The sequence below is a fragment of the Micrococcus sp. iso_239 genome (assembly GCF_056173395.1).
In genome coordinates, this window is record NZ_CM149672.1 from 394,292 (window position 1) to 412,259 (window position 17,968).

Here is a 17,968-nt window from a genome sequence, read left to right on the forward strand (position 1 = left end):
TCAGAACCGGAACATCGCGGCGTTGGCGGTCTCCGCGTCCTGGTACTGGGTGGCGGCGGCGTCCATCGCGCGGCGGATGCCCGCCAGGGACTCCTCCACGCGCTGCTGGGTGGCGCGCCACTCGGTGAGCACGCCCTGGAAGTTCGCGGCCGCCTGGCCGCGCCAGGTGTCCTGCAGCTGGCGCAGGTTGGCCTCCATGGTGCTCACCTCCGCCTGGAGGCGTCCGATGGAGCCCTCCACCGCCCCGCTCTTGGCCCGCAGGTCCTCGACGTCGATCTGCACGATGCTCATGTGACTGTCCCCTCTGACGAGTGCTGATGGGCGGCGGGTGCCGCCGGGCACCACGCTAGGGACGGGCGTCCCGCTCCGCCGCCGGGTCGTCCTCGCCTGGGGACGGGGGGTCGGCCTGAGGCGCCTGTGCAGGAGCAGACGCCCGACGGCGGCGCTCGGCCGAGGCGCGACGGAACCGCTCCGCCGCACGCAGCAGGCGGCTGCTCCGGGCGGCGTCCGCGGCGCTGGCGCCGGCGCCCGACGGCGCGGCCAGGGCGAGGGGGCCGGTGGGCGGACCGGCCGCGTCGTCGTCGGTGTCCCGTGCGGGCAGGCGCTCGTCCTCGACGTCCTCGTCCGCCTCGTCCTCGAACGGTGCCCACGGCAGGTGGACGGAGAAGGTGGCGCCGCCGCCCTCGGTCTCCAGCAGCCGGACGGAGCCGCCGTGCTGGGCCACGATCGCCGCGACGATGGCCAGGCCGAGCCCCGTGCCGCCCGTCTCGCGGTGCCGGGAGGTGTCCGCGCGGTAGAACCGCTCGAAGATGCGGGCGCGGTCCTCCTCGGACACGCCCGGCCCGTGGTCACGGATCTCGATCACGGAGCTGCGGCCCGCGCCGTCCGCCCCGGCCTGGCCGCCGAGGTGGTCGACGGTGCCGACCGCGATCTCGATGGGGGTGCCGGCGGGGGTGTAGCGCAGGGCGTTGGCCATGAGGTTCACCACCACCTGGCGCATCCGGTTCTCGTCGCCGAGGATGGGCGCCGGGGCCGCCCGGTCGCCGTCGGGGCCCACGAGGGTGACCTTGCGGTCCGGGGCGTTCACGGAGGCGTCCATCATGGAGTCCATCGCGAGGATGAGCAGGTCCACCGGGGCGTGCTCGAGGGGGCGCTGCTCGTCGAGGCGGGCCAGGGTGAGCAGGTCCTCCACGAGGCGGGTCATGCGGGTGGCCTCGGACTCGATGCGCTGCATGGCGGCGGCGACGTCCTCCTCCTCGCGCAGCCCGCCGTGCCGGTACAGCTCGGAGAATCCGCGGATGGTGACCAGGGGGGTGCGCAGCTCGTGGGAGGCGTCCTGCACGAAGCGGCGCATCTTGTCCTCGGAGATCTCCTTGTCCCGGAACGCGGACTCGATGTGCGCGAGCATGGCATTGAGGGAGCGGGAGAGCCGGCCCACCTCGGTGTCGGGCGCCGCGCTCTCCACGCGCTGGCTCAGGTCGCCGGCGGCGATCTTGGCGGCGGTGCGCTCCACGCGGTTCAGGGTGCGGAACGCGCGCTGGACCGCCAGGTTGGCCACGATCACGGTGCCCGCCGTCGCGAGCAGGCCGATGGTCACGACGATCGAGGTGACGCGCTCGACGGAGGAGGTCACGCTCTGCAGGGGAAGGGCCACGGCCATGGTGCCGTCGCCGCTGCTGAGCCCGTACAGCTGCACGCGCCAGCCGCTCGAGTCCGGCTGTGTGCCGGGCACCTCGAAGGAGGCGGAGCCGCGCTCCAGGGCCTCGGCCGGGGTGATGTCCGGGAGGGCCGGCTCGTCCGCACCCGGCATCACCGGGGTCTGGACGACCCGCGCGCCCTCGTTGTCCCACACGACGCCGTAGAAGCGCAGGATGGGCAGCTGCGGCATGTAGTACTCGCCGGTCTGGGCGACGTTGGCCAGGTACATCGAGACGGTGTCCCGGTTGGCGGCCATGTCCTCGTCCAGCTGGCGCACCGCCTCCTGGCGGAACAGCACCGCGGTCGCCACGGCGGTCACGGCGACCAGGGCCAGCATGAGCGCCGCGATCATCACGACCAGCTTGGTGCGCAGGGACTGCCCCTGCCACGCGCCCCTCAGCCAGGCGCGCGGATGGCGGACGCGGGCCGCCGCGGCGTCGAGCCGCGCACGCACGTCAGCGCTTGTCCGCGGTGCGGAGCATGTAGCCGACGCCGCGCTTGGTGTGGATCATCTTCTCGCGGCCGCCGACGTCGATCTTGCGGCGCAGGTAGGAGATGTAGGACTCGACGATCGAGGCGTCCCCGTTGAAGTCGTACTCCCACACGTGGTCCAGGATCTGGGCCTTCGAGAGCACCCGGTTCGGGTTCATCATGAGGTAGCGCAGCAGCTTGAACTCGGTGGGGGAGAGCTCCACGACCTCGCCGCCGCGGCGGACCTCGTGCGCGTCGTCGTCGAGCTCGAGATCGTCCACGCGCAGCACCGCCGCGTCGTCGTCGAGGGAGGCGGTGCGGCGCAGCACGGCGCGGATGCGGGCGACCACCTCGTCGAGGGAGAACGGCTTGGTCACGTAGTCGTCGCCGCCGACCGTCAGGCCGGTGATCTTGTCCTCGGTGCCGTCCCGCGCGGTGAGGAACACGACGGGGAAGTGACGGCCGGCGGAGCGCAGGCGGCGGGTCACGGTGAAGCCGTCCATGTCCGGGAGCATCACGTCCAGCACGGCCAGGTCCGGCTGGAACTCCTCGGCGGCGTCCAGGGCCTCCCGGCCGTTGGCCGCGGCCGTGACCTCGAAGCCGGCGTAGCGCAGGGATGTGGAGAGCAGCTCGCGGATGTTGGGCTCGTCGTCCACCACCAGGAGGCGTGCTTCGGGGTTCTGAGGCTGCATGGGGCCAGTCAACCGCCCCGACCTGGGAGCATCCTGAAGGCGCGCTGGATGTCACGGGGCGTCGTTGGCCCGACGGCTCAGGGGCGCGAGCGCCGGACGGCGCCCAGCACCACGTGCAGCAGCATCAGGCCGAAGCCGACGGGCAGGCCGAACAGCGCGAGCGCGAACAGCGCCGGGGACGCCGGCCACGCCAGGAAGTACGCGACCAGCAGGGCCACCAGGGCCAGAGCGGACACCGCCGTCACGGCCACGCCCAGCACCAGGACGACGCCACGACCGCCCCGGTGATCGGCGGGGTCGGCGGCGGGCGCGGAGGCGGGGAGGGTGGAGGTCCGAGGCATGCCCGCCACTCTAGTCGGGCTATCCTGGGAGGTCATTGACGACCACGTCCTCCGCCGTCCCCTCCGGGCGCACGGCCAGGCTGGTCCCACCGATGCCGCGGCGCACCGCCACGCCGGTGCCGGACCCCGCCGACCCGAGACGAGAGCACGGCCGCCCCTGCGGCGCCGGCCCGACGCGGTGGACCCACATGACGAGGAGCAGGTGACGCACATGCCCACCGGGCGCATCAAGTTCTACGACTCGACCAAGGGCTTCGGGTTCGCCCAGACGGACGAGGGCGAGGAGGTCCACGTGCCCGCCTCGGCCCTGCCGGCCGGGGTGACCGAGCTGCGCGGAGGCACCCGCGTGGAGTTCGGCGTGGCCGAGGGCCGCCGCGGCAAGCAGGCGCTCTCGCTGCGCGTGCTCGACGCCGCACCCTCGGTGGTCCGCAACCACCGACCCGGCGCCACCGAGATGGCCGTCCTCATGGAGGACCTCATCACGTGGCTGGACCAGACCTCCAACGGCCTGCGCCGCGGCCGCTACCCCCAGCGCGCCCAGGCGCAGAAGATGGCGCAGGTGCTGCGCCGTGTCGCCGACGATCTGGAGGCCTGAGCCATGACCACCCACGACGACGCCCCGCGCGTCGACCACCGGAGCCCCGACGCCGAGCCCGCGCCCGCGGAGGAGAGGGCGGCCGTGCCGCCCGCGCGTCGCCGGGCCCCGCGCCGCGACGAGCTGCTCGCCGCCGCCGTGGACGCCGCCCGCGCGGGGCTGGCCGGGCTGGCCGCCCCGGACGAGGTGGGGGAGCACGTGGACGTGCTCGTGGACGACGACCGGCTCCTGACGCACCGCTTCGCGTGCCGCATGCCCGGCTACGCGGGCTGGCTCTGGTACGTGACGATCGCCCGGGCCCCACGCGCCAAGCAGGTCACCGTGTGCGAGACCGGCCTCATGGCGGGGGAGGGTGCGCTCGTGGCGCCCCCGTGGGTGCCGTACGCCGAGCGCGTGAACGAGGAGGAGCGCGAGCGGCTCAAGGCCGTGGCCGAGGGCCGTGTGCCCGGCGCCCCGGCGCCTGAGACCGCGCCGGACGACCGCGGCTGAGACGGCGCGCCCCGGCTGACCCGCCGGGGCGGACACGCAACGGGCCCGCGGTGGAGTCCCCCGCGGGCCCGTGTCCCCGTCCGGGGACGGCTCAGGCCAGGCGCTCGACCACGTGGTCGATGCAGCGCAGCAGTGCCGCGACGTCCTCGGGCTCGATCGCGGCGAAGGTCGCGATCCGCAGCTGGTTCCGGCCGAGCTTGCGATAGGGCTCCACGTCCACCACGCCGTTCGCGCGCAGGGCCTGGGCGACCGCCGCCGCGTCGACGTCGTCGGAGAAGTCGACGGTGCAGACCACGGCGGAGCGGTCCTCGGACCGGGCCACAAAGGGCGTGGCGAAGGACGACGCCTCGGCCCACGCGTACACGCGCGAGGAGGAGTCGGCGGTGCGGGCGGTCATCGCGTCCAGCCCGCCCTGACCGTTCATCCAGCGCAGCTGCGCGTCCAGCATGACGAGCGTGGCCAGCGCGGGCGTGTTGTAGGTCTGGTCCTTGAGGGAGTTCTCCACGGCCGTGGCCAGGTCCAGGAACGCCGGGATCCACCGGCCGGACTCCTTGATCTCCGCGACCCGCGCCAGGGCCCGCGGGGAGAACAGCGCGAGCCACAGACCGCCGTCGGACGCGAAGTTCTTCTGCGGCGCGAAGTAGTACACGTCCGCCTCGGACACGTCCACCGGCAGGCCGCCCGCGGCCGAGGTGGCGTCGACGACGACCAGGGCGTCCTCGTCGATGCCCGCGGGGCGGACGACGGGCGCCATCACGCCGGTCGAGGTCTCGTTGTGCGGCCACGCGTACACGTCGACCCCGGCCACGGCCTCCGGCTCGGGGCGGGTGCCCGGCTCGGAGGTGCGGATGTCCGACGGGGCCAGGAACGGCGCCTGGTCGGTGGCCTTGGCGAACTTCGAGCCGAACTCGCCGAAGCTCAGATGCTGGGCGCGCTCGCGGACCAGGCTGAAGGCGGCCGCGTCCCAGAACGCGGTGGAGCCGCCGACGCCGAGGATCACCTCGTAGCCCTCCGGCGCCGAGAACAGCTCGGCGACGCCCGACCGGACGCTCGCCACCAGGTCCTTGACCGGCTTCTGACGGTGCGACGTGCCGAGCAGCCCGGCTGCGTCCTGGAGCGCGCTCAGCTGCTCGGGGCGGACCTTGGAGGGGCCGGCGCCGAAGCGGCCGTCGGCCGGCAGCAGGTCCTGGGGGATGGTGATCTCGGCGGGGGAGGTCATGCGTGCTCCTGACGCTTCGGGGTCGCGGGTCGCGCCCATTCTCCCGCGCCCGGGACCACCGGCCGTCCACGTGACTCACGCCTCGCTAGGATGTCCGGGACGAAGAGCCCGAGGGAAGAGGACGTGCCATGACGGATCTGATCGACACCACCGAGATGTACCTGCGCACGATCCTCGAGCTCGAGGAGGAGGGCATCCCCCCGCTGCGCGCCCGCATCGTCGAGCGTCTGGAGCACTCCGGCCCCACCGTCTCCCAGACCGTGGCCCGCATGGAGCGGGACGGGCTGGTGCACGTGGGCGCGGACCGTCGGCTGGAGCTGACCGTGGCGGGCCGCGAGCGGGCCGTGTCCGTGCTGCGCAAGCACCGCCTGGCCGAGCGCCTGCTCGCGGACGTGATCGGCCTCGAGTGGGAGCTCGTCCACGAGGAGGCCTGCCGCTGGGAGCACGTGATGAGCGACCAGGTGGAGCGCCGCCTGCTCACGCTCCTGGAGAACCCCACCGAGACCCCCTACGGCACCCCGATCCCGCCCCGGCCCGAGCAGGCCTCCGCCGAGGACTGGAGCCGCGACATGGGCCTGGCGGGCGCCCGGCTCTCCGAGGAGGCCGCCACCGCCGGCCGGTTCCGCGTCCGCGGGCTGGCCGAGGGCGTGCAGACCGACCCCGAGCTGCTGGCCCAGCTGGCCGGCGCCGGCGTGACCCCCGGCCGTGTGGTGCGTGCCGAGGCCGCCCGCGACGCCGGGTACATCCGGGTCGAGGGCGAGGCGGAGGACGGCGCGGCCGCGGACGGCGGGGCCCTCGAGCTGGCCGAGGCCACGGCCGCGCACGTGTGGGTCGAGCGTCTCGACGGCTGAGGCGCGGCGCGCCGTCGTCGTGCGTGACGGGGGCGTGATGGCCCGGTGACGGGCCGGTGAACCTCTTCCGCCGCCGCAGGCGACACGCGGCGCGCCGATGCACCCGCGTCTAGCGTGGGGACACGACGCCCCTGTGTCCCCACGCTTCCGAGGCCCCCGATGCGCACACTCGTCCTCAACGCCGGCTACGAACCCCTCTCGGTCGTCTCCGACCGCCGGGCGCTGCTGCTCGTGGCCACCGGCAAGGCGAGCGTGCTCGAGGACGCCGGTGACCCGATGCGCAGCCCCACCCGCGCGTGGGGCCGGCCCCTCGTGATCCTGCTGCACCAGTACATCCGGGTGCCCCACACGGACGCGGCCCCGGTCTCCCGCAAGGGCGTGCTGCGCCGGGACGGACACCGCTGCGCCTACTGCGGCGCCCACGCCACCACCGTGGACCACGTGCGGCCGCGCTCGCGGGGCGGCGAGAACTCGTGGGAGAACCTCGTGGCCTGCTGCCTGCGCTGCAACGGGGCGAAGGCGGACCGCTCGCTCGAGGCCCTGGGCTGGCGGCTGCGGGTGGAGCCGGTGCGCCCGCGCGGGGCCCAGTGGCGGATCCGCGAGCTGGAGCGGCCCGCCGAAGCGTGGCGGGACTACCTGCGCCTGGCGGCCTGACGCCGGAAGCGGAATCGCGCCCGCCCGTGCCCGCCGGTTCCTAGACTCTCGAACGGTCGAGAGAGCGGAGGGGCCCATGAGCATGGAGTCGGCGGCACGGATGTCCATGATGCGGATGACCCGCGGACAGTCCGACGCCCAGCAGAGCCTCGCCCGCGGCACGGTGCGCCGGACCATCGCGTTCGCGGGCCGGTACCGCACCCGACTGATCGTGTTCGTCGCGGCGTCCATCGTGGGCGCGGTGCTCGGCGTGGCCTCGCCCGTGCTGGCCGGCGACGTCGTCAACGCGATCACCGGCGGCGCGGACCGCGGGCTCGTGGTGCGGCTGGCCCTGCTGATCGCCCTCGTGGCCGTGCTCGACGCGGCGCTGTCCGTGTTCACCAAATGGCTCTCCTCCGGGCTGGGGGAACGCGTCATCTACGACCTGCGCACCGCCGTGTTCGACCACGTGCAGCGCATGCCGGTGGCGTTCTTCCAGCGCACCCGCACCGGCGCGCTCGTCTCGCGCCTGAACAACGACGTGATCGGGGCGCAGTCGGCGATCTCGCGGACGCTCTCCGGCGTCGTCGCGAACGTGGTGTCCGTGGCGCTGACCCTGGGCGTGATGGTGGCCACCAGCTGGCAGGTCACCGTCCTGTCCCTCGTGATGCTGCCGCTGTTCCTGGTGCCGGCCCGGGCGGTCGGCTCGAAGCTGGCGGGCCTGTCCCGCGAGCGGGCCGGGCACAACGCGGCCATGGGCGACCAGATGACCGAGCGGTTCTCCGCTCCCGGCGCCACACTCATCAAGCTCTTCGGCCGCCCCGCCGCCGAGTCCGCCGAGTTCGCCCGCCGCGCGGACCGCGTGCGCGCCACCGGCGTGGACATCTCCGTGCGCCAGGCCGTCTTCACCACGCTGCTCACCCTGGTCTCCGCGCTCGCGCTCGCGGCCGTGTACGGCGTGGGCGGGCTCCAGGCGATCGCGGGCACCCTCGACGCCGGCGACGTCGTCACCCTCGCCCTGCTGCTGACCCGCCTCTACGCGCCCCTGACCGCGCTGGCGAACGCCCGCGTGGAGATCATGAGCGCGCTCGTGAGCTTCGAGCGCGTGTTCGAGGTCCTGGACCTGGAGCCGCTCATCACGGAGCCCGCGCGGCCCGCGGCCCTGCCGGAGGGGCCCCTGTCCGTGCGGCTGCGGGACGTGCGCTTCGCCTACCCCACCGCGGAGCAGGTGTCCCTGGCCTCCCTCGAGGAGGTCGCCGTGCTGGACACGCGCGGCGGCGAGGAGGTGCTGCACGGGATCGACGTGACCGTGCCGGCCGGGGCCACGGTGGCCCTCGTGGGCTCCTCGGGTGCGGGCAAGTCCACCATCGCCTCGCTCGTCACCCGCCTGCACGACGTCACCTCCGGCACCGTCGAGATCGGCGGCGTGGACGTGCGGGACCTCGCGTTCGCGGACCTGCAGCGGGCCGTGGGCATGGTGACCCAGGACGGGCACCTGTTCCACGAGACCGTGCGCGCCAACCTGACGCTGGCCCGCCCCGACGCGACGGACGAGGAGCTGTGGGACGCCGTCGAGCGGGCGCGCCTGCGCTCCGTCGTCGAGGCGCTGCCGGACGGGCTGGACACCGTGGTCGGCGAGCGCGGCTACCGCCTCTCCGGCGGTGAGCGGCAGCGCATGACGATCGCGCGGCTGCTGCTGGCGGCCCCGCGCGTCGTGGTGCTGGACGAGGCGACGGCGGCGCTGGACTCCACCAACGAGCGCGCCATCCAGGAGGCGCTGGGGGAGGCGCTGGCCGGGCGGACCGCGATCGTGATCGCGCACCGGCTCTCCACCGTGCGCAGTGCGGACGAGATCCTCGTGGTCGAGGCCGGGCGGATCGTGGAGCGCGGCACGCACGCCGCGCTGCTCGCGGCGGGCGGGCGGTATGCGGAGCTCTACACCACGCAGTTCGCCGACGCGGAATGAGGCGGCGACCGGACCGGCCGCCCAGGTGCCCCAGGCCGGAATCGAACCGACGGCCTACCCTTTAGGAGAGGGTCGCTCTATCCAACTGAGCTACTGGGGCGCGGACCGTGCGTCGGTCCGGTGAGCGAGTCTAGCCCCTCAGGCCCCCCGCGCGGCGGGACCACGACGACGGCGCCGCCCGGCCCACAGCATCACGGCCACCGCCAGCGCGAGCAGCGCCAGCAGGACCCAGCGGGTCAGCGTCAGGGCGGCGGCCAGGCCGGTGCCCGGGCCGCCGGCGGCGATGGCCTGCTCGATCGCGATGTTCTCGCAGATGTCCACGACCGCGAACAGCACGCCCAGCCCGAAGACGGCCCACTTGGCGCCGACGGGACGCAGGCGCCATGCGCCGACGGCGGTGACCGTCAGCGCCACGGCGATCGGGAAGATCACGCCGGCCGTCTTGTGCACCCAGTTCAGCTGGCCGCGGGCGTCCTCGTCCATGACCGCGGAGAGCGCGCGGATGTGGTCCTGCCCGTAGAACAGCAGGGAGTCCGGCATCGCCAGTCCGCCGCTGAGCTGGGTCATCTGCTGCAGCACCAGCAGGTGGTAGTAGGCGCCCACGAGCAGGGTGGTCACGATCAGCGCGCTCACCGGGATCGCCGGGCTGCCCTCGCGCTCAGCGGCCGCGGCGAGGTCCGCGCGCGGCGAGACGTCGAGCAGGGTGGCGTGCTCGGGTCCGGCGCGCTCGACCGGGTGGCTGGCGGCGGGCACCCCGGCGTGCGAGCCAGTGCGCGCCTGTTGAGGACGACGGTGCTTCTGGGACTTCTTAGCCACGGCGGACTCCTGGGATGGCGGGATGGAAGGTCAGGGTGCGCAGCGTGATCCGAGGCCCGAGGTGGGTGCCTCGAACAGCCAGCGCAGTGGACGATAGGCGACGGCCAGCAGCAGGGGGACGCAGACGGCCGCCAAACCCGTGAGCGCGTAGAAGTGCCAACGGTGTCCGACAGCCCAGTCTCCCAGGACCAAGGAGATCACCATGATCACGGGCACATGGGCCACGTACATCACCATCGACCGCCGCCCCACGAACTCGAACAGCGGGAACCGGGGGAGCCGCCCGCTCGCCCAGAGGACGACGACGACGGCCCCGAGCGGCCCCAGGAACGCCACGATCGGCCGGGCGGGTGAGATGTAGAGGAACTCGGCGGAGGTCGAGTGGAGCGTGACGGCGGCCAAGGCCCACACGGCGGCGGCCACGACGACGGGCCAGGGCAGCCGGCGGACGGAGTCGAGTCGAGAGCCGAGCGCTGCGCCCAGGAAGAAGAACGCGCCCCAGAACAGGGGGTCCAGCAGCCACTCCGGGCCGTCCTTGCCCAGCGCGAGCGCGCCGGCCAGCATGGCGGGCACCAGCAGCCACGCAGGGACCCAGCGCACCACCGGGCCCACGAGGTAGCAGGCGAGCAGCACCCACAGGAACCAGAGGTGCCACGGGCCGCCGAGCAGATACCGGCCGGGGGTGACCAGGAGCCGCTCCGGCGCCGCCTGCGCGAACGCCGTGATCGCCGCCCACACGAGGAACGGCCAGAGGATCTTCTCCGCCTTCCCCCGGTAGTACGTGGACAGCGGCTTGTGAAGAGAACGGCCCAACAGGAGACCGGAGAGCACGAGCAGCACGGGCATCCGGAAGGTGTGGAACTCCTTCGTGAACATGACGAGGAGCTCCGAGTTCACGTCCACGCCCACACCGATCGGGATGCTGCGCACATGGGCGATGACCACGAGCAAGACCGCCATACCGCGGATCTGGTCGATCCCGTGCTCCCGTCCGGCGGCCCCCGGAACGCGGGAGCCGGAGACAGCGCTCCGGGCTGAGGGTGAGGTGCTGGGCATGGTGGAGGCGGACACACAGTGAGGGTAGACGACGGCGCGGCGCCCGCGGGTCCGCGACGTCGTCGGGCTCGCGCTCCGTCCCCCGGCCCCGCCCTGTGCTGTCCGGTGCCCCGCCTAGACTCGGGGCACCATGGCTGACCTCTTCTCCGCGCTCGGACGCACGCCCCTGAACCTCGACCGGACCCGCCGCCCCGCGGACCCGGAGACCGCCCTGCCCGGGCTCGTGCCCCCGGCCGTCACGCGCGCGGCCGCGGACCCCGAGGCCTGGGGCGAGGACGCCCGCCCGGCCGCTCCGGCGCACACTCCCGAGTCGCTCGTGGCGGGGCTCAACCCGCAGCAGGCCGCCGCGGTGACCCACACGGGGGCGCCGCTGCTGATCGTGGCGGGCGCCGGCTCGGGCAAGACCCGGGTGCTGACCCACCGCATCGCGTGGCTGCTCGCCACCGGCCGGGCGCGGCCGCACGAGATCCTCGCCATCACCTTCACGAACAAGGCCGCCGCGGAGATGCGCGAGCGCGTGGCCGGGCTGATCGGTCCCACCGCCCAGCGGATGTGGATCTCCACGTTCCATTCCTCCGCCGTGCGGCTGCTGCGCAACGAGGCCGCCAACATCGGGCTGAAGTCCACGTTCACCATCTACGACTCGGCGGACAGCCTGCGCCTGGTCACCACCGTCGCCAAGCAGCACGAGCTGGACCCGAAGCGCTTCGCGCCCAAGGCCCTGCTGAACCGCATCAGCTCCCTGAAGAACGAGCTCGTGGAGGCGGACGACTACGCCGCCACCGTGGCCGAGGGGGACCCGTGGGGCCGCGCCGTCGCCGCCGTCTACTGGGACTACACGGCCCGCCTGCGCCAGGCCAACGCCCTGGACTTCGACGACCTGATCGGCATGACGGTCCACATGTTCGAGGCGTTCCCGCGCGTGCTGGACAACTACCGCCGCCGGTTCCGCCACGTCCTCGTGGACGAGTACCAGGACACCAACCACGCCCAGTACCGCCTGATCCGGCTCCTCGCCGGCCCGGCGGGCGACCCCGAGGGCGTGGAGACCCCCGGCGGCGAGCTGACCGTCGTCGGCGACTCGGACCAGTCCATCTACGCGTTCCGCGGCGCGGACATCCGCAACATCGTCGAGTTCGAGCAGGACTTCACGGACGCCGTCACCATCAAGCTCGAGCAGAACTACCGCTCCACGCAGACCATCCTGGACGCCGCCAACGCGGTGATCGAGCGCAACCCGGACCGCCGTCCCAAGCGCCTGTGGACGGCCGAGGGGGAGGGCCCCGCGATCGTCGGCTACGCCGCGGAGAACGAGTCCGCCGAGGCGGAGTGGATCGCCACCACCATCGACCGGCTGCAGGACGAGGACGGGATCCGCCCGGCCGACGTCGCCGTGTTCTACCGGACCAACGCGCAGTCCCGTGCACTCGAGGAGCGGCTGGTGACGCGCGGCATCCCGTACCGGGTCATCGGCGGCACGCGCTTCTACGACCGCAAGGAGATCAAGGACGCGCTCGCCTACCTGCGGGTGATCGTCAACCCCGACGACGACGTCAACGTGCGCCGCATCCTCAACGAGCCCAAGCGGGGCATCGGGGACCGGGCCGAGGGCGCCATCGCCGCCTGGGCCGAGCACAACCGCTCCACGTTCTCCGCGGCCCTGCGCGACGCCGAGAACGCCCCCGGCATGGCCGCGCGCTCGCTCAAGGCCGTCCGCGGCTTCGTGCAGATGATGGACGACCTCGGCCAGGTCGCCGAGTCCGCCGGCCCGGCCACCGTCCTGGAGGCCGTCCTCGAGCAGTCCGGGATGCTGGCCGCCCTCCGCGAGTCCGAGGACCTGCAGGACGAGTCCCGCGCGGACAACCTCGGCGAGCTCGTCGCCGTCGTCCGCTCCTTCGAGACGACGCACCCGGACGGCACCCTGTCCGACTTCCTCGAGCAGGTGGCGCTCGTGGCGGACGCAGACCAGCTGCCCACGGCCCCGGACGTGGAGGGCGAGGCGCTCGCCGAGCAGCAGGGCCAGGTCACGCTCATGACGTTGCACACCGCCAAGGGCCTCGAGTTCCCCGTGGTGTTCCTGACGGGCATGGAGCACGGGGTGTTCCCGCACGCCCGCTCGATGACGGACGAGAAGGAGCTCGCGGAGGAGCGCCGTCTGGCCTACGTGGGCCTGACGCGCGCCCGCCGTCGCCTGTTCCTGACGCGCGCCGAGGCACGCTCGCTGTGGGGCCAGCACCAGTTCAACCCGCCCAGCCAGTTCCTCGGGGAGATCCCGGAGACGCTCATCGACTGGGAGCGGGAGGGCACCACCCGCTCGGCCGGCTCGTTGAGCCTGACCGGCGCCGGCACCTCGCGCTACGCGGGGCGGTTCGGGGGCGGCCGGCCGGCCTGGCGGTCCCGGGACGACGACGGCGCGCGACCCCAGCGCCTCACCCGCGGGGACGAGCCGGCGGACCTCACGGTGCCCTCCGGCGTGGTGCGCGGGAAGGCGCCGAGCCGGGTGCAGCCGCAGAAGGAGATCGTGGCGCTCAGCCCGGGCGACCGCGTCTCCCACGCCACGTTCGGCGAGGGGCGTGTGGACGCCGTCGCGGGCGCGGGGGACAAGACCGTCGCGACCGTCACCTTCGACGCCACCGGGGCGCAGAAGCGGCTGCTGCTGCGCTACGCCCCGCTGACGAAGGTCGAGGGCTGACGGGACCGGCCCGCCGACCCCCCGGTCGCCCCGGGGCGTGGACTACAGTGAGCCGTGGAACGCCGCCGTCCGCCGCCCCGCCGTGCCCCCGCGCCCGGCCCGGCCACGGAGGGGGCGTCGACGTCGGCCGCGCCCGCGGGCGAGGCCGGCAGACCCTGTCTTCGACCAAGAAGGACACACCACCGTGGACCTGTATGAGTACCAGGCGCGCGATCTGTTCGAGGCGCACGGCGTCCCCGTGCTGGCCGGCATCGTTGCGCAGACCCCGGACGAGGCCAAGGCGGCCGCGGAGAAGATCGGCGGCGTCACCGTCGTCAAGGCGCAGGTGAAGGTCGGCGGCCGCGGCAAGGCCGGCGGCGTGAAGGTCGCCAAGACGGCCGACGAGGCCTACGAGCACGCCAAGGCCATCCTGGGGATGGACATCAAGGGCCACACCGTGCACCAGGTCATGATCGCCCAGGGCGCCGACATCGCCGAGGAGTACTACTTCTCCGTGCTGCTGGACCGCGCCAACCGCACCTACCTGGCCATGTGCTCGGTCGAGGGCGGCATGGAGATCGAGCAGCTCGCCGAGGAGCGCCCCGAGGCCCTCGCCAAGGTGCCCGTCTCCCCGCTGACCGGCATCGACGCCGAGACCGCCCAGAAGATCGTCACCGAGGCGGGCTTCCCCGAGGAGCTGCGCGCCGACGTCGCCGAGGTCATCCAGAAGCTCTGGGAGGTCTTCGAGAAGGAGGACGCCACCCTCGTCGAGGTGAACCCGCTGGTGAAGACCGGCGACGGCACGATCCTCGCCCTGGACGGCAAGGTCTCCCTCGACGACAACGCGGCGTTCCGCCACGAGGGCCACGCCGCCCTCGTCGACGAGCGCACCGAGGACCCGCTGGAGGCCAAGGCCAAGGCCAACGGCCTCAACTACGTGAAGCTGGACGGCCAGGTCGGCGTGATCGGCAACGGCGCCGGCCTCGTGATGTCCACCCTCGACGTCGTCGCGTACGCCGGCGAGCAGCACGGCGGCGTGAAGCCGGCCAACTTCCTGGACATCGGCGGCGGCGCCAACGCCGAGGTCATGGCCAACGGCCTCGACGTCATCCTGGGCGACGAGCAGGTCAAGTCCGTGTTCGTGAACGTCTTCGGCGGCATCACCGCGTGCGACCAGGTCGCGAACGGCATCGTCAAGGCCCTCGAGATCCTGGGTGACACCGCCACCAAGCCGCTGGTCGTGCGCCTGGACGGCAACGCCGTGGAGGAGGGCCGCCGCATCCTGCAGGAGGCGAACCACCCGCTCGTCACCCTGGCCGCCACCATGGACGAGGGCGCCGACAAGGCCGCCGAGCTCGCCCACTCCGCGAACTGACCGTTCGGAAAGACTGAGGAAACAGCTATGTCGATCTACCTGAACAAGGACTCCAAGGTCATCGTCCAGGGCATCACCGGCGGTGAGGGCACCAAGCACACCCGCCTCATGCTCAAGGCCGGCACGAACATCGTGGGCGGCGTGAACGCCCGCAAGGCCGGCACCACCGTGTCCCACGAGGACAAGGACGGCAACGCCGTCGAGCTGCCCGTCTTCGGCACCGTCAAGGAGGCCATGGAGAAGACCGGTGCGGACGTGTCCGTGGCCTTCGTGCCGCCGGCCTTCGCCAAGGACGCCGCCATCGAGGCCATCGAGGCCGAGATCCCGCTGCTCGTGGTCATCACCGAGGGCATCCCGGTGCAGGACACCGCCGAGTTCTTCGCCCTGTCCCAGTCCAAGACCGGCGAGGACGGCAAGCCGAAGACCCGCATCATCGGCCCGAACTGCCCCGGCGTCATCACCCCGGGCGAGGCCCTGGCGGGCATCACCCCGGCCACCATCACCGGCTCCGGCCCCATCGGCCTCGTGTCCAAGTCCGGCACGCTGACCTACCAGATGATGTACGAGCTGCGTGACTTCGGCTTCTCCACCGCCATCGGCATCGGCGGCGACCCGATCATCGGCACCACCCACATCGACGCCCTCGAGGCGTTCGAGGCCGACCCGGACACCCAGGCCATCGTGATGATCGGCGAGATCGGCGGCGACGCCGAGGAGCGTGCGGCCGAGTTCATCAAGGCCAACGTCACCAAGCCGGTCGTCGGCTACGTGGCCGGCTTCACCGCCCCGGAGGGCAAGACCATGGGCCACGCCGGCGCCATCGTCTCCGGCTCCGCCGGCACCGCGCAGGCCAAGAAGGAGGCCCTCGAGGCCGCGGGCGTGAAGGTCGGCAAGACCCCGTCCGAGACCGCCCAGCTCATGCGGGAGATCCTGCAGGCCCAGGCCTGATCCCGCGGTGGGGGGCGCCGATGCCGGCGCTCCGCACCGGCAGGCGGATGCACCACGGCCCCTGTCCCTCGTCCTGAGGGGCAGGGGCCGTGTGCTGTGCGGGGCGGAGCAGGCGGTGGGCGCCCGTCAGCCCACGTTCGCGCCGAAGAGCAGGCCGAGCACGTACGTCACGGCAGCGGCGCCGAAGCCGATCGCGAGCTGGCGCAGGCCCCGAGCCAGCGGTGAGGAGCCGGACAACAGCCCGACCACACCGCCGGTGAAGAGCAGGGCCGCGCCCACCATCGCCGCCGCCAGGCCCAGGGCCCACAGCCCGGACATGCCGAAGATGTACGGCAGGATCGGGATGAGTGCGCCGGAGGCGAAGAACGCGAAGCTGGACAGGGAGGCGCTCCACGCCGAGCCGATCTCCGCGAAGGAGTCCGAGTGGTCCACCGGCCCCTGGGAGCCGTCGGGACGGGCGGAGAACTGCGGGTTGCAGTCGCACGTGAGATAGCCGAGGCGCTCGAGCGCGCGGTGCTCGGCATCCTCGGGCGTCATGCCGCGGGCCAGGTAGACGAGCTTGAGCTCGTTGTGGTCCAGGTCCAGGTGCTGGGCCGCCTCGAGGGTGATCTGGGTGGGGGAGGAGGCCTCGAGCAGCTCCCGCTGGGACCGCACCGAGACGTACTCGCCGGCCGCCATGGACAGCGCGCCCGCCAGCAGGCCGGCCACGCCGGTGAACAGCACCACGGACGGCGCCACGCCCGTCGCGCCGATGCCCATCACGAGCGCCAGGTTGGAGACCAGCCCGTCGTTCATGCCGAAGACGGCGGCGCGGAAGTTGCCGGCCAGCTGCTCGCGACCCCGGGCGGCGAGGCCGCGCACGACCTCCTCGTGGATGGCCTCGTCCGCCACCATGCCCTCGGGGGCGTCCTGGTCCTCCGCGTAGGGAGTGTCCGACTCGGCGCGCTGGGCCAGGGCCAGCACGAACACGGAGCCGAAGATCCGCGCGAGCCAGCGCAGCAGGATGCGGTGCAGGGAGGGGCGCGGCGGGTTCTCGGCGTGCTCGCCCAGGAGGGCCCGCCAGTGCTGTTCGTGGCGGCGCTCGGCCTCGGCGAGGCCGAGCAGGATGTCGCGCTCCACGCCGTCCTTGCGAGCGGCGATGTCGCGGTAGATCTGGCCCTCGGCGATCTCGTCGGCGAGGTAGCGGCGCCAGCGTCGGACCTGTTCGCGGGTCGGCGCGGGACGTGCCGCAGGCGTGGCGGTGTGGGCGGGGCTCATGGGGCTCCATCGGATGGGCGGGCGGAGACGGGCGGCGCCGTCGCGGACCGCGGCGGCCGGGCGCGCCCGACCGGCCAGTCTACGCCGTCGCTACCATGGCCGCATGGACGCAGCAGAGACCCCCGACGGCCCCGAGGCCGCCGCCCACGACGGCGGCCGGCCGGCCTGGCAGCACCGCCTCCTGGCGGGCGGGGAGGAGCCGGACCCCCGGTTCACGCTCGCCAACGAGCGCACGTTCCTGGCCTGGGTCCGGACGGCGCTGGCGCTGCTGGCCGGCGGGGTCGCGGTGGAGGCGTTCACCGGCGCCCTCTTCGCGCCGCCGGTCCGGGTGGTGCTGAGCACGGTGCTGCTCGTCCTGGCGGCGCTGCTCGCCCTGGGCGCGGGTGCGCGCTGGCTCCGGGTGGAGCGGGCGATGCGCCGCGGCCGTCCGCTGCCGCTGCCGCTGATCGTCCCGGTCCTGGCGGGGGGCGTCGTGCTGGCCGTCGTGGTGCTGCTGGCCGCCGTCGTCCTGCCGCGGGGCTGAGACGATGCGCCTGCATCACGACCCGGGGCTGCAGCCCGAGCGCACCGTGATGAGCTGGGGCCGCACGGTCCTGGCGCTGAGCGTCCTCAGCCTCACGTTCCTGAGGTGGTGGCCGGCCGTCGGCGCGTGGGCGTTCGGGCCTGCGGTGGTGGCGGCCGTCGGCGGGGCGGCGGTGCTGGCCACGCAGCGCCGGCGCTACGTGGCGCACGCGGACGGAATCGCGCGGGAGCAGGCCCGGCCGGCCCTGGCGTCGGTGGCCTGCATGGTCGCGCTGGTGGTGGGCTTGGCGGGCCTCGGGATCACCGCCACGCTGCTGCACGCGGCATGATCCGCGGACGACGACGGCGCCCCTCACCTGCGCGGGCAG

At 73.4% G+C, this 17,968-nt stretch carries 18 protein-coding genes and 1 tRNA gene; 10 read left to right on the plus strand and 9 right to left on the minus strand.

All coding sequences use genetic code 11. The annotated features are described in order from the left end of the window. From AC0VX2_RS01795 to AC0VX2_RS01810, 4 genes are all read right to left on the minus strand, one after another. Positions 1-291, minus strand: a complete 291-nt coding sequence (locus AC0VX2_RS01795) for a WXG100 family type VII secretion target (RefSeq protein ID WP_010079419.1) — start codon at positions 289-291, stop codon at positions 1-3. A gap of 55 nt (positions 292-346) precedes the next feature. Then, complete coding sequence (locus tag AC0VX2_RS01800; RefSeq protein WP_078025816.1) at positions 347-2,152, minus strand: sensor histidine kinase; 1,806 nt, start codon at positions 2,150-2,152, stop codon at positions 347-349. 1 nt (position 2,153) lies between these two features. Further along, the gene (locus tag AC0VX2_RS01805; protein ID WP_113913968.1) at positions 2,154-2,861 is read right to left on the minus strand and encodes a response regulator transcription factor; all 708 of its coding nucleotides are present in this window, start codon (positions 2,859-2,861) and stop codon (positions 2,154-2,156) included. A gap of 77 nt (positions 2,862-2,938) precedes the next feature. Then, positions 2,939-3,202, minus strand: coding sequence for a hypothetical protein (locus AC0VX2_RS01810; protein ID WP_041103073.1), 264 nt, complete (start codon positions 3,200-3,202; stop codon positions 2,939-2,941). A gap of 211 nt (positions 3,203-3,413) precedes the next feature. Here AC0VX2_RS01810 and AC0VX2_RS01815 point away from each other — a divergent pair, with 211 nt between their 5' ends. Then, positions 3,414-3,797, plus strand: a complete 384-nt coding sequence (locus AC0VX2_RS01815; RefSeq protein ID WP_020628350.1) for a cold-shock protein — start codon at positions 3,414-3,416, stop codon at positions 3,795-3,797. 3 nt (positions 3,798-3,800) lie between these two features. Then, the gene (locus AC0VX2_RS01820; protein ID WP_041103071.1) at positions 3,801-4,286 is read left to right on the plus strand and encodes a DUF3027 domain-containing protein; all 486 of its coding nucleotides are present in this window, start codon (positions 3,801-3,803) and stop codon (positions 4,284-4,286) included. A 91-nt stretch (positions 4,287-4,377) separates the two neighbouring features. On the opposite strand, the gene serC is transcribed toward AC0VX2_RS01820, so the two are convergent. Next, positions 4,378-5,505: a phosphoserine transaminase gene (serC, locus tag AC0VX2_RS01825; RefSeq protein WP_044659024.1), complete on the minus strand. Its 1,128-nt coding sequence runs from the start codon at positions 5,503-5,505 to the stop codon at positions 4,378-4,380. Positions 5,506-5,633: 128 nt separating this feature from the next. Between serC and AC0VX2_RS01830 the strand changes: the two genes are divergently transcribed. The 3 genes from AC0VX2_RS01830 to AC0VX2_RS01840 all read left to right on the plus strand — a co-directional run bounded on the left by AC0VX2_RS01830 (position 5,634) and on the right by AC0VX2_RS01840 (position 8,955). Continuing rightward, on the plus strand, positions 5,634-6,356 hold the full coding sequence (locus tag AC0VX2_RS01830; protein WP_020628347.1) for a metal-dependent transcriptional regulator: 723 nt from the start codon (positions 5,634-5,636) through the stop codon (positions 6,354-6,356). A gap of 159 nt (positions 6,357-6,515) precedes the next feature. Continuing rightward, positions 6,516-7,010 (plus strand): HNH endonuclease, encoded by a 495-nt coding sequence (locus tag AC0VX2_RS01835; RefSeq protein ID WP_020628346.1) that lies wholly within the window; start codon positions 6,516-6,518, stop codon positions 7,008-7,010. Positions 7,011-7,086: 76 nt separating this feature from the next. After that, positions 7,087-8,955 carry an ABC transporter ATP-binding protein gene (locus AC0VX2_RS01840; RefSeq protein WP_475432608.1) on the plus strand — a complete coding sequence of 623 codons (1,869 nt, stop codon included), beginning with the start codon at positions 7,087-7,089 and terminating at the stop codon, positions 8,953-8,955. Positions 8,956-8,981: 26 nt separating this feature from the next. Here AC0VX2_RS01840 and AC0VX2_RS01845 read toward each other — a convergent pair. The 3 genes from AC0VX2_RS01845 to AC0VX2_RS01855 all read right to left on the minus strand — a co-directional run bounded on the left by AC0VX2_RS01845 (position 8,982) and on the right by AC0VX2_RS01855 (position 10,842). Further along, positions 8,982-9,055, minus strand: a tRNA-Arg gene (locus AC0VX2_RS01845). Between the two features lie 38 nt (positions 9,056-9,093). Beyond that, positions 9,094-9,771: a hypothetical protein gene (locus AC0VX2_RS01850; RefSeq protein ID WP_043282793.1), complete on the minus strand. Its 678-nt coding sequence runs from the start codon at positions 9,769-9,771 to the stop codon at positions 9,094-9,096. Between the two features lie 30 nt (positions 9,772-9,801). Continuing rightward, positions 9,802-10,842, minus strand: a complete 1,041-nt coding sequence (locus AC0VX2_RS01855) for an acyltransferase family protein (protein WP_083908104.1) — start codon at positions 10,840-10,842, stop codon at positions 9,802-9,804. A 115-nt stretch (positions 10,843-10,957) separates the two neighbouring features. Here AC0VX2_RS01855 and pcrA point away from each other — a divergent pair, with 115 nt between their 5' ends. From pcrA to sucD, 3 genes are all read left to right on the plus strand, one after another. Then, entirely contained in the window at positions 10,958-13,519 is a 2,562-nt protein-coding gene (pcrA, locus tag AC0VX2_RS01860) for a DNA helicase PcrA (RefSeq protein ID WP_251393457.1), read from the plus strand. 184 nt (positions 13,520-13,703) lie between these two features. Next, positions 13,704-14,873 (plus strand): ADP-forming succinate--CoA ligase subunit beta, encoded by a 1,170-nt coding sequence (sucC, locus tag AC0VX2_RS01865; protein WP_101965708.1) that lies wholly within the window; start codon positions 13,704-13,706, stop codon positions 14,871-14,873. Between the two features lie 27 nt (positions 14,874-14,900). Further along, complete coding sequence (sucD, locus tag AC0VX2_RS01870) at positions 14,901-15,821, plus strand: succinate--CoA ligase subunit alpha (protein WP_044659020.1); 921 nt, start codon at positions 14,901-14,903, stop codon at positions 15,819-15,821. Positions 15,822-15,947: 126 nt separating this feature from the next. On the opposite strand, the gene AC0VX2_RS01875 is transcribed toward sucD, so the two are convergent. Next, the gene (locus AC0VX2_RS01875; RefSeq protein ID WP_475432609.1) at positions 15,948-17,078 is read right to left on the minus strand and encodes a VIT1/CCC1 transporter family protein; all 1,131 of its coding nucleotides are present in this window, start codon (positions 17,076-17,078) and stop codon (positions 15,948-15,950) included. A gap of 103 nt (positions 17,079-17,181) precedes the next feature. Here AC0VX2_RS01875 and AC0VX2_RS01880 point away from each other — a divergent pair, with 103 nt between their 5' ends. Both AC0VX2_RS01880 and AC0VX2_RS01885 read left to right on the plus strand, forming a co-directional pair. Continuing rightward, entirely contained in the window at positions 17,182-17,601 is a 420-nt protein-coding gene (locus AC0VX2_RS01880) for a YidH family protein (RefSeq protein ID WP_020626412.1), read from the plus strand. A gap of 4 nt (positions 17,602-17,605) precedes the next feature. Next, positions 17,606-17,929 (plus strand): DUF202 domain-containing protein, encoded by a 324-nt coding sequence (locus tag AC0VX2_RS01885; protein ID WP_355504822.1) that lies wholly within the window; start codon positions 17,606-17,608, stop codon positions 17,927-17,929. Positions 17,930-17,968: the final 39 nt, after the last annotated feature.

Bases quoted from the DNA above. Each gene is read 5' to 3' on its own strand.
- serC (WP_044659024.1), bottom strand. From the start codon at position 5,505: ATGACCTCCCCCGCCGAGATCACCATCCCCCAGGACCTGCTGCCGGCC.
- pcrA (WP_251393457.1), top strand. From the start codon at position 10,958: ATGGCTGACCTCTTCTCCGCGCTCGGACGCACGCCCCTGAACCTCGAC.
- AC0VX2_RS01815 (WP_020628350.1), top strand. From the start codon at position 3,414: ATGCCCACCGGGCGCATCAAGTTCTACGACTCGACCAAGGGCTTCGGG.
- AC0VX2_RS01830 (WP_020628347.1), top strand. From the start codon at position 5,634: ATGACGGATCTGATCGACACCACCGAGATGTACCTGCGCACGATCCTC.
- AC0VX2_RS01885 (WP_355504822.1), top strand. From the start codon at position 17,606: ATGCGCCTGCATCACGACCCGGGGCTGCAGCCCGAGCGCACCGTGATG.
- AC0VX2_RS01805 (WP_113913968.1), bottom strand. From the start codon at position 2,861: ATGCAGCCTCAGAACCCCGAAGCACGCCTCCTGGTGGTGGACGACGAG.
- AC0VX2_RS01880 (WP_020626412.1), top strand. From the start codon at position 17,182: ATGGACGCAGCAGAGACCCCCGACGGCCCCGAGGCCGCCGCCCACGAC.
- AC0VX2_RS01795 (WP_010079419.1), bottom strand. From the start codon at position 291: ATGAGCATCGTGCAGATCGACGTCGAGGACCTGCGGGCCAAGAGCGGG.
- AC0VX2_RS01835 (WP_020628346.1), top strand. From the start codon at position 6,516: ATGCGCACACTCGTCCTCAACGCCGGCTACGAACCCCTCTCGGTCGTC.
- AC0VX2_RS01810 (WP_041103073.1), bottom strand. From the start codon at position 3,202: ATGCCTCGGACCTCCACCCTCCCCGCCTCCGCGCCCGCCGCCGACCCC.
- AC0VX2_RS01820 (WP_041103071.1), top strand. From the start codon at position 3,801: ATGACCACCCACGACGACGCCCCGCGCGTCGACCACCGGAGCCCCGAC.
- AC0VX2_RS01840 (WP_475432608.1), top strand. From the start codon at position 7,087: ATGAGCATGGAGTCGGCGGCACGGATGTCCATGATGCGGATGACCCGC.
- sucD (WP_044659020.1), top strand. From the start codon at position 14,901: ATGTCGATCTACCTGAACAAGGACTCCAAGGTCATCGTCCAGGGCATC.
- AC0VX2_RS01875 (WP_475432609.1), bottom strand. From the start codon at position 17,078: ATGAGCCCCGCCCACACCGCCACGCCTGCGGCACGTCCCGCGCCGACC.